Origin of the sequence: Metasolibacillus fluoroglycofenilyticus, from assembly GCF_003049645.1 — a bacterium.
Classification (GTDB): domain Bacteria; phylum Bacillota; class Bacilli; order Bacillales_A; family Planococcaceae; genus Metasolibacillus; species Metasolibacillus fluoroglycofenilyticus.
Window position 1 is genome coordinate 18,819 of sequence record NZ_PYWK01000007.1, and the last position, 15,267, is coordinate 34,085.

The 15,267-nt window shown below is 37.7% G+C and carries 15 protein-coding genes; 14 read left to right on the forward strand and 1 reads right to left on the reverse strand.

Annotated elements, in window-relative coordinates; translation table 11 throughout:
- Positions 1 to 152 precede the first annotated feature (152 nt).
- The 10 genes from C9J36_RS15945 to C9J36_RS15990 all read left to right on the forward strand — a co-directional run bounded on the left by C9J36_RS15945 (position 153) and on the right by C9J36_RS15990 (position 10,181).
- A complete protein-coding gene (locus C9J36_RS15945) occupies positions 153 to 1,121 on the forward strand; it encodes a VOC family protein (protein WP_066165739.1) in 969 nt (322 codons plus the stop codon).
- A 21-nt stretch (positions 1,122 to 1,142) separates the two neighbouring features.
- The gene (locus C9J36_RS15950; RefSeq protein WP_201261975.1) at positions 1,143 to 1,880 is read left to right on the forward strand and encodes a PIG-L deacetylase family protein; all 738 of its coding nucleotides are present in this window, start codon (positions 1,143 to 1,145) and stop codon (positions 1,878 to 1,880) included.
- On the forward strand, positions 1,880 to 2,590 hold the full coding sequence (locus C9J36_RS15955; protein ID WP_107943730.1) for a 4-carboxy-4-hydroxy-2-oxoadipate aldolase/oxaloacetate decarboxylase: 711 nt from the start codon (positions 1,880 to 1,882) through the stop codon (positions 2,588 to 2,590). Before C9J36_RS15950 ends, C9J36_RS15955 begins: the two co-directional genes overlap by 1 nt.
- Positions 2,577 to 2,957, forward strand: a complete 381-nt coding sequence (locus C9J36_RS15960; RefSeq protein ID WP_066165745.1) for a RidA family protein — start codon at positions 2,577 to 2,579, stop codon at positions 2,955 to 2,957. The genes C9J36_RS15955 and C9J36_RS15960 overlap by 14 nt, the downstream gene beginning before the upstream one ends.
- A 47-nt stretch (positions 2,958 to 3,004) precedes the next feature.
- Entirely contained in the window at positions 3,005 to 4,018 is a 1,014-nt protein-coding gene (locus tag C9J36_RS15965) for a TRAP transporter substrate-binding protein (protein ID WP_066165748.1), read from the forward strand.
- 277 nt (positions 4,019 to 4,295) lie between these two features.
- Positions 4,296 to 4,814, forward strand: coding sequence for a TRAP transporter small permease (locus tag C9J36_RS15970; protein WP_107943731.1), 519 nt, complete (start codon positions 4,296 to 4,298; stop codon positions 4,812 to 4,814).
- Positions 4,811 to 6,088 carry a TRAP transporter large permease gene (locus tag C9J36_RS15975; protein ID WP_066165754.1) on the forward strand — a complete coding sequence of 426 codons (1,278 nt, stop codon included), beginning with the start codon at positions 4,811 to 4,813 and terminating at the stop codon, positions 6,086 to 6,088. The genes C9J36_RS15970 and C9J36_RS15975 overlap by 4 nt, the downstream gene beginning before the upstream one ends.
- Before the next feature lie 148 nt (positions 6,089 to 6,236).
- Positions 6,237 to 6,878, forward strand: a complete 642-nt coding sequence (locus tag C9J36_RS15980) for a GntR family transcriptional regulator (RefSeq protein WP_066165757.1) — start codon at positions 6,237 to 6,239, stop codon at positions 6,876 to 6,878.
- Between the two features lie 441 nt (positions 6,879 to 7,319).
- Positions 7,320 to 8,576: a glycoside hydrolase family 18 protein gene (locus tag C9J36_RS15985; protein WP_235616098.1), complete on the forward strand. Its 1,257-nt coding sequence runs from the start codon at positions 7,320 to 7,322 to the stop codon at positions 8,574 to 8,576.
- Between the two features lie 252 nt (positions 8,577 to 8,828).
- Positions 8,829 to 10,181, forward strand: a complete 1,353-nt coding sequence (locus C9J36_RS15990) for an S-layer homology domain-containing protein (protein WP_161956454.1) — start codon at positions 8,829 to 8,831, stop codon at positions 10,179 to 10,181.
- A gap of 155 nt (positions 10,182 to 10,336) precedes the next feature.
- On the opposite strand, the gene C9J36_RS15995 is transcribed toward C9J36_RS15990, so the two are convergent.
- Positions 10,337 to 11,083: an alpha/beta hydrolase gene (locus C9J36_RS15995; protein WP_107943734.1), complete on the reverse strand. Its 747-nt coding sequence runs from the start codon at positions 11,081 to 11,083 to the stop codon at positions 10,337 to 10,339.
- A gap of 187 nt (positions 11,084 to 11,270) precedes the next feature.
- Here C9J36_RS15995 and C9J36_RS16000 point away from each other — a divergent pair, with 187 nt between their 5' ends.
- The 4 genes from C9J36_RS16000 (at position 11,271) to C9J36_RS16015 (ending at position 15,080) form a co-directional block, all read left to right on the forward strand.
- A complete protein-coding gene (locus C9J36_RS16000; protein ID WP_107943735.1) occupies positions 11,271 to 12,167 on the forward strand; it encodes a LysR family transcriptional regulator in 897 nt (298 codons plus the stop codon).
- Between the two features lie 10 nt (positions 12,168 to 12,177).
- A complete protein-coding gene (locus C9J36_RS16005; protein ID WP_066165765.1) occupies positions 12,178 to 13,005 on the forward strand; it encodes a tetratricopeptide repeat protein in 828 nt (275 codons plus the stop codon).
- Between the two features lie 285 nt (positions 13,006 to 13,290).
- Positions 13,291 to 13,773 carry a hypothetical protein gene (locus C9J36_RS16010; RefSeq protein ID WP_066165767.1) on the forward strand — a complete coding sequence of 161 codons (483 nt, stop codon included), beginning with the start codon at positions 13,291 to 13,293 and terminating at the stop codon, positions 13,771 to 13,773.
- A 17-nt stretch (positions 13,774 to 13,790) separates the two neighbouring features.
- A complete protein-coding gene (locus C9J36_RS16015) occupies positions 13,791 to 15,080 on the forward strand; it encodes a globin-coupled sensor protein (protein ID WP_066165770.1) in 1,290 nt (429 codons plus the stop codon).
- Positions 15,081 to 15,267: the final 187 nt, after the last annotated feature.

The window sequence follows — 15,267 nt, forward strand, 5'->3', positions numbered from 1 at the left end:
AAAATTGCATTCACTGTTAGAACACTATGTAAAGAAAAAACACTTTGAACTATAAATTTAGAATTATTAGAAAATAGTATTGACTTAATTTAAAATATAAGATTATAATTGATTTACAAAATTGTTCAACAATATTGTTAGGGGGTAATAGAATGGCAGAAAATCCTATAGAGCATTTTGACGATATTGTTCATATCGGGCATGTGGAGCTCTTAACGCCAAAATTAAATGACAGCATTGAATTCTTTTATGAAAGCATGGGACTTGAAATTGTTAAGCGTACTGATGAAAAGGCTTACATGCGATGTTGGAATGATTACGAAAATTATTCAATCATTCTGACTCAATCTGATGAGCCGGGTGTTGGTCATACTGCCTTTAGGGTTAGAAGTCCACAGGCATTAGAACGCCGAGTGCAGGCGATTGAAGCAACAGGTATTCAAGGTGAATGGATTGACGGTGATTTTGGTCATGGTCGTGCTTACCAATATTTAGGATTGGATGGTCATTTAATGGAGCTGTATTTTGAAACTGAGAAATACAAAGCACCGGAGCATTTGAAACCAACATTAAAAAATCAGCATCAAAAATTTATCGGAAGAGGTGCAGCAGTAAAAAATTTAGACCATATTAATTTCCTGTCCTCCAATCCGGATGCCGATGGGGACTTTGCGCAACATGTTTTAGGGATGAAGTTGACGGAGCAAATTGTACTCGATAATGGTACAAGAGGTGCGGTATGGTATCGCTCTAACGCCAAATCGTATGAGCTCGTATATTCACGGGACGCTACTGGAACAAAAGGGCGCTTTCATCATTTAGCTTTATCTGTAGATACAAATGAAGGGATATGGCGTGCAGCAAATTTATTTATTGACCAAAATGTTTTTATCGAATTCGCACCAAGCAAGCATGCAATTAACCAAACTTATTTTGTCTATGTTTATGAACCTGGCGGAAATCGAATCGAGATTTGCTCTGGAGGCTATTTAGTATTAGACCCAGACTTTGAGCCGATTACATGGACGGAAGAAGACCGCAAGCGTGGGCAGGCATGGGGCAATAAAACGATTGAAACATTCCACACTTATGGTACACCTATTGTTAAAGAAAATAAGTAAGGATTTAGGAGGAAATTAACAATGATTAATTCAAACACAAATGTATTAGTAGTAAGTGCACATGCAGCAGATTTCGTATGGCGAGGGGGTGGCGCAATCGCAAAATATGCACAGTACGGAGCAAATGTACACTTGGTCGTTTTAAGCTACGGAGCACGTGGCGAATCGAATGATTTATGGAATATAGAAGGACAAACGCTTGAAAATGTAAAAGAAACCCGTAAAACTGAGCTACTCGCAGCAGCAAAATGCTTAGGGTTAACAGAGGATAAAATCGAAATTTGGGACTTCCAAGATTATCATATGGAATTTAATGAAGAAAGAATGGAGCGCTTAGTGCGAAAAATTCGTGCTGTCGAGCCACATATTATTATTTCACATGGGCCACGTGATGCATTTAATCCTGACCATGAGGCTGTTTCCAAGTTTGTTTTTGATGCATCAGTGCTATCTACATCGAATGGTGTGCGCCTTGAAGGTACAAAAACGGTGAAGCAAGCGAAAATCTTTGGATTTGAGCCGCATCAATCAGAAATTTCAAGCTTTAATCCTGATGTTATTTTAGATATTTCGGATGTATATGAGAAGAAGCAAGCCGCTATGCAATGCTTTAAAGCACAAGGACATTTAATTAGCTATTACGGCTATAAAGCGGTGCTGCGCGGCAATCATGCACGCCGCTGCTCAGGTAATAGCAGCTATAAACAAGCAGAAGCATTTTCTCGCTTCTTCCCACTCGTAGGAGAGGAGCTTCTATAATGCAAAAATATGTATTAAGAAATTTTGAAAGACCATCACAACAGCTCCTTTCTGAATATGGGAAGCTAGATGTCTCAACTGTTTATGAAGCGCAAGGAAAACAGGGATTAGTAAATCCAAATATTAAGCCTATTCAATCGAATAAGATGATTGTTGGACCAGCGGTGACGGTTATTTGTCCAGCAGGTGATAATTTAATGATTCATGCTGCAATTGAAGTTTGTCAGCCGGGCGATATTTTAGTAATTACAACGGAGGGCAATGGGATTGCAGGGATGATTGGAGAATTAATTGTAACGGCACTTATGAAAAAGGGCGTACAAGGTGTCATTATGGATGGTGGTATTCGAGATGTGCGCCAAATTCGAGAACTAGGTTTCCCAGTTTGGACAAAAGAAGTATTGTCTCAAGGAACTAATAAAATTAAAGGCGGCTGGGTAAATGCACCAGCAGTGTGTGGAGGAGCTATTATTACAGCAGGTGATATTGTTATGGCAGACGATGACGGTATCGTCGTTGTAAAAAAAGAGGATTTTGAAAAAACACTTCAGCTTTCCAATGCTCGTTTACAGAAGGAATCTGATACAATTGCCAAAATTGAAAGTGGGCAAATAAGCTTAGATTTTTACAATTTACGCTCTGTTTTGGAGGCTGAGGGAGTTGTTTACTATGAAACAGAAGCGGAGGTGCAGCAAAATGGCAAAGCGTGAGGTTCTTCATATTTCAGGGTCAAGGCATGACAATCCAATACCTGTTGCTGTGAGAGTTGGAAATATGGTATATTCGTCAGCCATCATTGGCTCAGACCCAGAAACAGGCATAGTGCCAGAGGATATAGATGAGGAAATTCGTAATCTATTTCACTATTTACGTGAAATTATGAAGGCTGCGGGGGGAACTACGGATGACATTGCTCATCTAAGTGTGTATATGGTTGACCGTAAATATAAAGATAACGTAAACGTCGAGTGGTTGAAAATGTTTCCAAATGAAAACAATCGACCTGCTAGACATACAACAGAAAAAAGCTTAAAAAAAGGTTTGCGTATTCAATTTGAAATGACGGCAGTACTTTAAAAATTGTGTGGATTAAAAAATGTTTGCAAAAACAAAGGGGGCACATTATGAAAAAATGGTTGTTAATATTAGGGTTATCATTACTGACGGTTGTATTAGGGGCGTGTGGGGATAATAAAGAAGATTCCTCATCAAATATAAATACAGAATCGGCAGCAGGACAAACGTATAAATTTAAGTTAGGACATGAGGCGACAGAAGCCCATATTAAATATAGTGTGGCAGAAAGATTTGCAGAAAAATTAGAGGAGAATTCAGATGGCCGTATGACGGTTGACATTTATCCTGCTAACCAGCTTGGGAAAGAAGCAGATATGCAACAGCAAGTAGAATCAGGCACATTGGATTTTGCTATTTTAAGTAATGGGACAATGTCTAGTATTTCAGAATCTTTAAACGGCTGGTTTATGCCCTTTCTTTTCGATGATTTACAGGCAGCGGCAGATGCAGCAAATAGCGAGCCTGCTAAGCAGATGATGAAAGATTTAGAAGTAAAAAACATGGTTGGCTACGGACTGTTTTTTGCGGGGCAACGGCATATTTTATCTGAAAAGCCATTAGAAAGTGTTAGCGATTTTAAAGGCTTAAAAATCCGAATTCCAGGAAGCCCTGTTTTTGAGTCATATTATAAAACAATTAATGCAGGACCAACTTCCATGCCTTTACCAGAAGTATATACATCATTATCAACAGGCGTTATTAATGCAGTGGATACAGATTTTAATGCCGCAGTTTCACAAAAATTTTATGAAGCGGCTGATATTTTAACTTTATCAGGACATATTGTGTTTCCTGAAATTGTTATTGGCTCTAAAGGAACAGTTGATAAATTAAGTGATGAAGACCGCCAAATTATTGCGGACACATGGGCCTCTGTCATTGAGTGGGGCGTAACAGAGGGAATTGCAAAAGATAACTCGCTGTTAGAGGAGTTAAAAACACTTGGTGTAACTGTAAATGAGCTTGAAAATGTAGATGAATTTAAAAGTTTAAGTGAATCTGTATACGGTCAATTTTCTTCGAACGCGACAATTAAAGATTTCATCGATGCAAACAAATAACAAATTGGCTGTCCATTAAGCCCTGTTTGAAAATAAATAGAAGGCGGTTGTCTAAAAAGATTGAGGTCTTTCTAATGCAACCGAAAATGTAGTTTTACTAGATGTTTGTCCGAAAAGAATGGACCTTTCCGGACAGCTCTAGCTTGGTAGTAGCATATATTGTTAGTTACTAACCTCGGCATAAGGAGCCGTCTTAAAATGATTTTGCAGACGGCTTTTTCCTTTTTCTATTTTTAAATTGGTCTAATTGGATATCTAAGTACTAAGGGGGAGCCATATGAAAATAATTTCCGTTATAAGCGACGCTTTATATAAAATGGAAAGAATTTTGGCTGTTATTTTAATGGCAACAATGTTATGCAGTATAGCACTTGGTGTAGCTTTTCGCTATATTTTTGATAATCCGCTTACTTGGTCTGATGAGTTAGCGATATATATGTTAATTTGGTTAACATTTGTTGGGGGAAGCATGAGCATTAAAACGATGAGAGCCTCAAGCTTGGAGCTGGTGTTCGATAGATTAAGCATAGGATGGCAACGTATTTTCATCATCGTGGGCTATGCGACTGTCATTATTTTTGCTGGAATTGTTGCTTATATGGCTATTCAATGGCTGACAAATCCATCTATCAAAACGCAAATATCGCCGGGGCTGAAAATATCGATGTTTTTACCTTATTTAGCAGTACCCTTTGGACTTGTGTGCTTATTGATCCATGCATTTAATCACCTAATTAAAGGATTCAGCTATACGAGTAATAAATCAATTGACTCTGGGGGAGGTGAGGCAGAATGACATGGACGTTTCTAGCATTCTTTATTTTACTTATTATGCGAGTACCTATTGCAATAGTGCTTGGTATTATTAGCTTAGTTTATATTTTTACAACAGGGCAAACCTTTTTACTTAAAAATGTGTCACAGCAGCTTTTTTCTGGTGTGCAAAGTTTTAGTTTACTAGCAATTCCACTATTTATGCTAGCTGGAGAGTTAATGAATGCTTCTGGCATAACGAAGCGACTAATTGAATTCGCTAAAAAAAGCGTTGGACACTTCAAAGGTGGTCTAGCGTATGTTAACGTAGTAGCGAATATGTTTTTAGCTTCAATTATCGGCTCCGCCACTGCACAAACAGCGATGATGAGTAAAATAATGGTTCCGGAAATGGAAAAGGCGGGTTACAAGCGTGAATTTGCTGCTGCGACTACTGCATCTGCTGCCTTATTAGGTCCAATTATCCCACCTTCGATGCTCTTTATTATTTATGCAGTAGGTGCTAGTGTTTCTGTCAATGATATGTTTATGGCAGGGATTTTTCCAGGTATTTTACTGGCACTGTCATTTATTGTGCTTATTATGATATTAGGTATTAAAAATAATTATCCACAATCAGAAAAAGCACCATGGAATGAAGTATTTACTTCACTTGTTAATATCATCCCAGCATTATTAGTACCAGCCTCAATTATTATCGGAACGATGTCGGGCGTCTTTACAGCTACTGAATCCGCAGCTGTGGCTTGTGTTGTTGCCATTATTGTTGGTAAGTTCTTTTATCGCGAGCTGAAGTTTCGAGGCTTCCCTGAATTGTTGATTAATGCGACAATTGCTACAGCGGTAGTGACATTATTAATGTCGACAGCAAGTATGTTTGGCTGGATTTTAGCATTTGAACGCATCCCACAAACGATAGTTTCTATAATGGGAGATTTGACAACGAGCCCGTTAATCTTTTTATTGTTAGTCAATATTTTCTTATTAATTACGGGTATTTTCTTAGACGAGCTGGCAGTGATGATTATATTGCTTCCAATTTTTATGCCGTTAGTTCACAGCTTTGGAATTGACCCAGTGCATTTTGGTGTAATGCTGTGCTTGAATGCCACAATTGGGCTTCTTACACCGCCAGTTGGGGCAGGTTTATTTATTGCCTCAAGTGTGGGCAATGTAAAAATGGAGAAGCTGATTGTAGCGATTGTTCCATTTATTATTGTTTCTATTATTGTCCTAATGCTTGTCACGTATATTCCGTTTTTAACAACATGGCTACCAAGTGTTGTCAACAAGTAGTCCTTTCAAAATATTATTTAAAGAAGCTTTTCTAAACGATGGAATCTACATTAAAATAAGATATAGAATTAATTTTGACTTGCGCAGAAACCCCTGCTAACTGTGCAAAAAAGATGTAGGGATGACTAATACGAAATGGGGTGTTATTTTGAAAAGACCATCAGAAATTGCCTATGAATTAATAAAAGAACGAATTTTAGAAGGAATATATCAGCCCTCTCAAAAATTAATAGAGAACGATTTAGCGATAGAAATCGGTGTTAGTCGAAATACGGTTAAAAAGGCATTATTGAAATTGGAGCAAGAAAATTTAGTTCTCCTTGAAAATAATAAAGGTGCTACTATAAAATCCTTTACTTTAGACGAAATCAGAAACTATTTAAAAATTCGTGAGGTGCTTGAAGGTCTTATCGCGGCGGATGCAGCAATAAATATTTCAGATATGGATTTAGCGTTTTTAGAAAGTATTTTACAGGAGATGAAGGATAATCTACATGCACATCAATTTGATGCCTATTCCAAGAAAAATCTACTTTTTCACGACTGTATTTATAAGGCGTCAAATAATCAGCAAGCCGTTGAGATGGTGCGCATAATTAAGCAACAATTGAAGCGTTTGCAATTCAAAACAATTTTAGTGCCAGGGCGAAATGAGAGCTCTTTAAAGGAACATGAACGAATTTTAAAGGCGCTACGTAATCGTGATGCTGAAGGTGCAGAAAAAGAGATTAAGGCTCATGTTGCCAATATTCGTCATACAATTGAAAATAATTATAATGTTTTAATGTAACATAAAAATAAAGGGCGTCCCAAAAGCAGTGAAATGCTTGCTCTTGGGATAGCCCTCTTTGAATTTTTAACTAATTTCTGGTAGGTAGACATCGGAAAACGTAGAACAAAATTGGGACTGTCTGAAAAGTCCCTTTTATTTTGTCAAAGCATTGAATGAAAGCTTCTCATTGCTTCTCTTTTATCGAAGGTAAACATCGTTGAAGCCCGTGTTTATCATATTTTTAAAGGAGGCGCTCTCTATTTTTTTTGTAAAAGATAATCGCTACTGTCCCAAAAGCTGGCTATGCACGGCTTTTGGGACAGCCTCACTTAAAAAATTCAATTACAATTAATAATGTTTCCTCATGAAATCCCTTTCCAAATCATAAAATGCAGATAGCATAATTGATTGATAGGAGGAGCCGCGATTCAAATTCATGTGGTAAGAGCTGGGGAAAGTTTGTGGAGCATTGCACAAAGCTATGGTACGACGGTAGATGTAGTTGTTCAGGCCAATCAAATTCCAGAGCCAGATCAGCTTGTTGTAGGGCAGGCATTAGTCGTTCCAATATATGGACATTTTTATACTGTGCGTGCAGGGGACAGTCTATGGTCAATTGCTCAGAGGTTTCAAATGAACTATTTGACGTTAGCACAAATTAATGGCATTAATCCGTATCAAACATTGCCAGTTGGTTTACGATTGTATATCCCACCTAGAACGAAAAGCAATACAGAGGCATTAGCTTATATTGAGCCAAGGGGAGATACAGTTAGTGAGGCGGTACTTAATCAAGCGCGAGAGGCTAGCCCGTATTTGACATACTTAGCTCTTTTTAGCTATGAAGCACGTAGAGACGGTTCATTAAAGATACCACCAGCAGGGCAAATTCCTGATATTGCACGCCAGTCAGAGGCAGTGATGTCGCTTGTTGTAACGAATTTAGAAGAAGGTAGTTTTAGCGGAGAGCTGGCACAGGATATTTTACAGAGCAGCGCTGTACAGGAGGTTTTGCTGAATAATATTTTGGATGAGGCAAGGCGTGTTGGAAATGTGAAGGATATTCATTTCGACTTTGAAGCATTACCAGCAAGTCAGCGCGAGGCTTATGTACAATTTTTACGACGGGCAACCGAAAAGTTCCACCCAGCAGGCTATTTAGTATCGGCAGCCCTTGCGCCAAAAACAAGCGATGAAGCACAGGGACCATGGCAAATTGCACATGATTATGGTGCCATCGGGGGAGTTGTTGATTTCGTTGTACTTATGACGTATGAATGGGGCTATATTACAGGGCCACCAATGGCAGTATCACCTATTAACGAAGTGGAGCGCGTATTAAATTATGCTTTAACGAAAATGCCTGCAAGTAAAATTATGATGGGGCAAAATTTATATGGCTATGATTGGCCTTTACCATTCGTACAGGGGCAAACAAGAGCGACTGCACTGAGTCCACAAAGGGCAATTGAGCTAGCAAAGCGTTATCATGCAGCCATTCAATACGATACAACGGCACAAGCTCCTTACTTCCATTATGTTAACGAGGAGGGGCAATCGCATATTGTTTGGTTTGAAGATGCTAGGTCGATTCAAGCAAAGTTTGATTTAATGAAAAAGCTAAATGTTAGGGGAATTGCTTACTGGCGACTAGGCTTACCATTCCCACAAAATTGGCTATTGCTAGGGGATAATTTTAATATTCAAAAAAGGTAGAGGGCGTCCGAAAAGCGTGTAGAGCACTGCTTTTCGGACGTTTTAGTGATGTTTTGTTAAAAGAGTGAAAACACTGAATCTAGCAACTTCCTTTGAATTTAAAAAGAATAGACAAAACATTATATCAAAAATAAGGTGACCTTTTCGGACATCCCTAGTGTTCAAATATAATGAATATTGTATACTAGTAAAAACGTGGTCAAGCTGTTAAAACTTACGTTTGTGATTATGAATAAAGGGGAGATTATGGAAATGAAGGCATTTAAATTAGTTGCCATTTTATTTTTAGTACTACAATTGGCTTTACCGATATCTGTAAGTGCGCAAGAAGCAGAAAGCTTTGATTATTTAGCATTAGGTGATTCACTTGCAGCTGGTATTCAAGAAACAGGTGAGCTTGGGCTTAGTTATGCAGATTTTCTGGCATACAGTATGACAGATGAGTATAATTTAAGCTCATATAATAAAGGATTTGCCTATCCTGGTTATACGACAGAGGATGTATTAAACGATATTAAAAACAATGTTACTAAGCCTATTTATAATGTAGATGGGCCACAAAGTGACTCGCTTGCAATACGAGATGCTATTGCGAATGCAGAAGTGATTACAATTAGCGCAGGCGCAAATGATATACTAAAGCATTTTGATAAGGAAACATTAGCGTTTGACTTGCAAAGTGTTTTTGAAGGAATTCAGCAAATGGGAAAAAACTATGAAGCCATTTTAAAGGAAATTGCAGCAATTAATCCTGAGGCAACTGTATTTATTATGGGCTACTATAATCCATTCCCTTATTTAGATGAAAGCTTACAAATTCAATTAGATACACTTGTATCAGCAATTAATAAAACAATTCAAGATGTGTCTTATAATGAATTAGCAATTTTTGTGAATACAGCTGACTATGTTGCGGGTGATTTTAAAACATATTTGCCAAATCCGCAAAATATTCATTTAAGCGAAGCAGGCTATCAATTAGTGGCAGATTTATTTTTAACTGAAATTTATTATTCTTTATTTGCCTATGAGGATGATTTTGAAGAGTTTGAATATGTAACCTTTACTGATACGGAGGGACATTGGGCAGAGGAATATGCTTCTTTTGTTGCAACAACAGGCTTAATGAATGGCTATGAGGATGGCTCATTTAAGCCAGACCAAGCGTTGAAGCGTGTGCATATAGCATCTATTATTGCACGCATTATTAATACAGAGGCGACGGAAGCTACACCTTTCAAAGATATTTCTAGCTATGCGGAAAAAACGCAGCAGGAAATTGCCGTAGTGTACGAAGCGGGCATTATGAAGGGGAATGGCAATTACTTAAAGCCAGAAGAAAAAATAACACGTGCACAAATGGCACTTATTATTGCGCGTCTATATGAATATATATTTGAAGAAACATATGAGCCAGAAAAAATAGCACCATTTAAAGATATTGTGGGCTACGATAGTGAAACGCAAAAAGCAATTACATTGTTGTACGACATGGAAATTACACAAGGTGTTAGTGATGGCATGTTTGCGCCAAAGAATGATTTAACGCGTGCACAAGCAGCGAAAATAATTACAGAGTTTGTTTTTGCAACTTTGTTTGAGTGATTAAAGGGGCTGTAGGGAGAGTAGGTTGACACCTGTTTATCCCGACAGCCCCTCCGTATTTATTCAGGAAAAGGGAGGAGGGCTGTCCCGCAAGAGGCTCAGCCCGAATTGCTATATAAACGATTCCTTAAAAGTAGGTACAGCTAAACTATAAGCTATCCTTGCCATTTCAATCCTTCAAAGAAGCGATATACTTCTTCAAAAACGAGTTCGCGCTCTTGACCTAATGTTAAAATATGTCCAGAGTTGACAAATGTTTTGACTGATTTAATACGCGATTTGACAGAGCTATAAATTAGGTCTGCGCTTTCACAATAATATTCATCATCCTGTAAGCCGCGTAAAATATGGACGGGTGTTTGAATGCTTTCAAGTTTTGCACTTGTGTCGTTAATCATGCCTTGTAAATATTCAAGAGATGGCATTTTAACTGCATTTGCAATGCTTGAGCGATTATCAATTGCTTCATCAAATGTTCCCGATAATTTCTTATAATTAATCGTATATTCAATTACGCGATTTTGCAGGCTATCTGTGCTTTTGGCAATGGCTGGTGCACTCATTGCAACAATTGCCTTTGTTGGGCGCTCTGCACCAAGCTTTAATGAGAAAATACCACCAAGCGAAACACCTGCTACAGCAATTTCCTCATAGCCAAGATTGCGCAATGTGTCATAGCCCTCAATTACGCTATCCCACCATTCTTTCGGGCTTGTTTGAATTAATGTTGTTGGGTCACTGCCATGTCCTTTATATAATGGTGCATGTACTGTATAGTTGCGGTCTGATAAATAACGACCAAGACGTTTTACATCATTCGTATTACCTGTAAAACCATGTAATAATAGTACTGCACGTTTACCTGCTTCAATTGTGAAAGGCTTTGGGGCAACAATTTTCATAATAAGTTCTCCTTTGTAGATTAGAATATGACAATTTTAAGAAAAATGTATTTTAATTCTTGTAATTTTATTTATTTTTTGTTATACGATGCTGTTATTACAGCTTATTATAGTAGTGAAAAAATATAAATACAATTTATTATTTCTATCATTTTGATTCCATTTGGTTATCAATAGGAGGGTTAAAATGGAAATTCAACAATTATATTATTTTAAAATAGTTGCAACATTGCAGCATATGACGCAAGCCGCAGAGAAACTGAGTATTTCCCAGCCTGCCTTAAGCAAGTCGATTGCTAATATAGAACAAGAATTAGGCGTCCCTTTGTTTGACCGACAAGGTCGCTCAATTTTTTTAAATCGTTATGGGGTATTATTTTTAGAAAGCGTAGATATTATTTTAGCTGAGCATAGTAAAGTAGTGCAGGAGTTTGCTGAAATTACGAAACCGGGCTTTGGAGAGGTGTCCTTTGGCTTTATACATACGCTTGGTATGGAGGTTGTACCAGAGCTTATGGCGCAAACCTCAAAAAAATATCCGAATATGCAATTTACCTTAACACAATCAGCATCGCTACGTTTATTAAAGCTTTTAGAGGATGGGGATATTGATTTATGCTTATCGCAAAAAATTGAATCGAAACTTTTAGAAATTGATTGGGTAGAGCTTTGGACCGAGGAGCTTTTTGTTATAGTGCCAGAAAATCATCCTTTAGCAGAGCGGGAATTTATAAAGTTAATTGAAATTAAAGACGACCCATTTATTTCAATTAAACGAGGGAATTCGTTAAGACAAATGGTCGATACATTATTCCAATCGGTTGGAACTACTACAAATACAACTTTCTCTGCTGAAGAAATGCATACTGTTGCAGGATTTGTTGGCTCAGGGCTTGGTGTCTCATTAATTCCAAATGTGAAGGGACTTGACCAATTTAATGTAAAGAAAATACGAGTAAGTGAACCAGCATGTTATCGAAAAATAGGGCTTTCATGGGTGAAAAGTCGCTATCTTTCACCAGCGGCAAATGATTTTAAAAATTTTTTAATTGAATCATTATTACACGAGCAACAAGGCAAATGAGGTGACCAATTTGTTTCAGCAAGAGAAATTAATTACCAAACTACCTAAAGATGAGCAAGCTTTTTGGTTTAAGCAATTAGAGATGGCAAAGCGCGGTGAGCGGGAAGCCATTTATAAACTAGTGCAGCTTTATGGAGACAATGGCTGGCACAAAGAGAAAGTATTATGGCTACAGCAAATAGAAGATGAGGCGGAGGCACAATATGAGCTTGCTAATTATTATTTTGAAGGGCTTGGCGTAGAGGAAAACGAGCATAAAGCATTGAATTATTATAAAAAAGCAGCGTTGCAAAATCATGCTGATGCCGCCAATAACTTGGCGGATATGTATTTGAATGGGGAAGGTGTAGAAGTAGACGAACAATTGGCTTTCTACTGGTTTAGGAAGGCAGCTGAGGCGGGTGTAGTGGAGGCAATGTTTACGTTAGGCATAATGCATGAGCAGGGCTTAGCAACGAAAATAAACGAAGAACGTGCATTCCATTATTATTTAAGCTCCGCAAACGGTGGATATGTAGAGGCCCAGTACCGTGTTGGTATGGTTTATTTAGAAGGTTCGCTAGGACAGCAGTACAATTTACAAAAGGCTATTGCATTTTTTTTAAAGGCAGCTACAGTACATCATATCGATGCATTGTTTAATTTGGGCTATATTTTTGCGGAGCCACAGTTCGGCATGCAAGATGGAGTAAAAGCAATCCATTATTTTAAGCAAGCAGCACTACTCGGTGATACAGAGGCGAAGTTACAGCTAGCTCAGCATTACGAAAGCGGTATAATTGTTGCGCGCAATGAACAAGAGGCACGAAGATGGCATCAAGCAGCAAAAGTGAAATAGTCAACATTACCTGTTTGATAATCCAAAAGTCCTTTTTAAATATTTATATATAGATACTATAGAACTCTTGGTTAGTTTTTTGATAAGGGGTATAATATACTAAAAAATTATTGTAATTAAACATAGTAGGTAAAATGTTTAAAAAATCGATTTAACGTGAAATAGATTATAAAAGCATGTTTGGGCATAGTTAATTCAAGTAAGTGCAAACTTCTGCTCCCTGTCTAAAGTACTGTATTATTATACTTTAAATAAATGAAATTAAGACAGTCTGGATGTGATAATATGAGCGAGCAACTTTCAATACAAGATGTAGGGAATCAGGAAACACGTGATTTACAAAGAGTTTTATTGGAGCAGCAGGAGGATATTACAGCACTGTGTACAATTATGGAGCAGCTAAGGGTACCTGAACATAGTATTTATAGTAAAGATCAACAGCAACATAACGTCACGCTTCAACAAATGCAGGAAAGGCAACAGCAACGCTTTCATCATTTAGATCAAATGATTTTCACACATAAACGTCAGCTTAAAAAAGACCAAGCATCAACTGACGGTATTATTACATTCGGTAAAGAGGTGCGAAAAATGGAGGCGGGTATTCGCACTTTACGTTTATTTTGTGAGGATGTAGTAAAAATGACAGCAGTCGAGTATACAGGCCTAAATCGCGCAGCAGATAGAATCTATTATTTCGATAAGCGTTCAAAAGCTTTACAAGTGGAAATTCACACATTAAGAGAGGAAATCGATAAAAAACAATAATAGAAGTAGGTGTTGCTATGTTCTTGAGAAAAAAAGAGAAGAATGAACGTATGCATCTCAATCATTTTGCTGTTGAAATGCGTATAGACCAAGGTTCTAAAATCGCAAAGCAAATAAAAATGCTGCAAATGACAGACGATGATTTGAAGTTTTTAAAAGCGTTTCAGCCATATGTGGAGGAAAATATTGAGGCCATTGTTGATTATTTTTACGATGCCATTGGTATGGAGCCAAGCTTAACAAAAATTATTGATGATAATAGTTCTGTAGAAAGATTAAAAAAGACGTTGAAAAAACATATTCGCGAGATGTTTAGCGGTCAAATTGATGAGCAGTTTTTTTTAAAGCGTCAACGAATTGCACAGGTACATGTGCATATCGGTTTGCCGACAAAGTACTATATAGGCGCATTTCAAAACTTATTTATTAATTTAATGGAAATTGTAGAACAAGAGGTTGAACATCCAAAAGACCAATTTGCTACATTGCGGGCAGTTTCAAAAATATTAAATTTTGAACAGCAAATTGTGTTAGAGGAGTTTGAAAACGTAGTTCAGCAAACTAAGATTAAACATGAGGAGCAAAAAGAATATATAAGCTGCCAAATTGTAGAGGCTACAGAAAATTTGGTAGCTGTTGCAGATCAAACTTCGGCTGCTGTTAGCCAGTTACATGAGCAATCTGAGGGGGTTGTGAATTATGCTGAGCAAGCATTGCAAATATCTAGTAATGCAACGAGTTGTGCTAATGATGGGAATGATCAAATTAACCGGTCACTGCAGCAAATGGAGAAAATTATTCAATCCGTCGATGAAATTGCGCTAGATATTCATGAGTTAGTCACGATTTCTAGGGAAATGGAAGGCATCATAGCGATTGTAACTAGCATAGCAGATCAAACTAATTTGCTTTCTTTAAACGCTGCAATAGAGGCTGCACGTGCAGGTGAGGCGGGAAAAGGCTTTAGCGTTGTAGCGGGCGAAGTGCGAAATTTGTCGGAGCAAACGAAGCTATCTACTAAGAATGTTGCGACTCTTTTACAAAGCTCTAATATTCAGACGGAAAAGCTTTTGTCATCTATGCAGCGCATTCAATCCGCAGTTGCTTTAGGCGAGCAAAGTCTGTCAGAAACTGCGCAGAGATTTACACAAATTTTAGTAGCAATGGAAGAGCAACAGCAAAAAAATAGTCTAGTAGGACGAGAAGTCCATACTATTGGACAAGTCATCGATGATTTAGGAGCTGCATTTAATGAGGTTTCACACTCCGTCGATTCGCTAGCAACAGTTGCGAAAGAGCTTGTATAAAAGTTAATTATTGTTAAAAGGTCGATTTGTTCCACAATTTGTGTGACGAATCGGCTTTTTTGTTTAGCTACATTAGGAAAATTTATGGGCGAATCATACCTAATTGCAGGGAAAATCAACAATGAATCTGGTGAATTTTTATAGTTTACGGGCGCAAATATTGGCTAGTCGGGTGAATTATAGCTTT

Coding starts and splice junctions, on each gene's coding strand:
- C9J36_RS16010 (WP_066165767.1), top strand. CDS start 13,291: ATGAGCGAGCAACTTTCAATACAAGATGTAGGGAATCAGGAAACACGT.
- C9J36_RS15950 (WP_201261975.1), top strand. CDS start 1,143: ATGATTAATTCAAACACAAATGTATTAGTAGTAAGTGCACATGCAGCA.
- C9J36_RS15990 (WP_161956454.1), top strand. CDS start 8,829: ATGAAGGCATTTAAATTAGTTGCCATTTTATTTTTAGTACTACAATTG.
- C9J36_RS15970 (WP_107943731.1), top strand. CDS start 4,296: ATGAAAATAATTTCCGTTATAAGCGACGCTTTATATAAAATGGAAAGA.
- C9J36_RS15960 (WP_066165745.1), top strand. CDS start 2,577: ATGGCAAAGCGTGAGGTTCTTCATATTTCAGGGTCAAGGCATGACAAT.
- C9J36_RS15945 (WP_066165739.1), top strand. CDS start 153: ATGGCAGAAAATCCTATAGAGCATTTTGACGATATTGTTCATATCGGG.
- C9J36_RS15955 (WP_107943730.1), top strand. CDS start 1,880: ATGCAAAAATATGTATTAAGAAATTTTGAAAGACCATCACAACAGCTC.
- C9J36_RS15995 (WP_107943734.1), bottom strand. CDS start 11,083: ATGAAAATTGTTGCCCCAAAGCCTTTCACAATTGAAGCAGGTAAACGT.
- C9J36_RS16000 (WP_107943735.1), top strand. CDS start 11,271: ATGGAAATTCAACAATTATATTATTTTAAAATAGTTGCAACATTGCAG.
- C9J36_RS15965 (WP_066165748.1), top strand. CDS start 3,005: ATGAAAAAATGGTTGTTAATATTAGGGTTATCATTACTGACGGTTGTA.
- C9J36_RS16015 (WP_066165770.1), top strand. CDS start 13,791: ATGTTCTTGAGAAAAAAAGAGAAGAATGAACGTATGCATCTCAATCAT.
- C9J36_RS15975 (WP_066165754.1), top strand. CDS start 4,811: ATGACATGGACGTTTCTAGCATTCTTTATTTTACTTATTATGCGAGTA.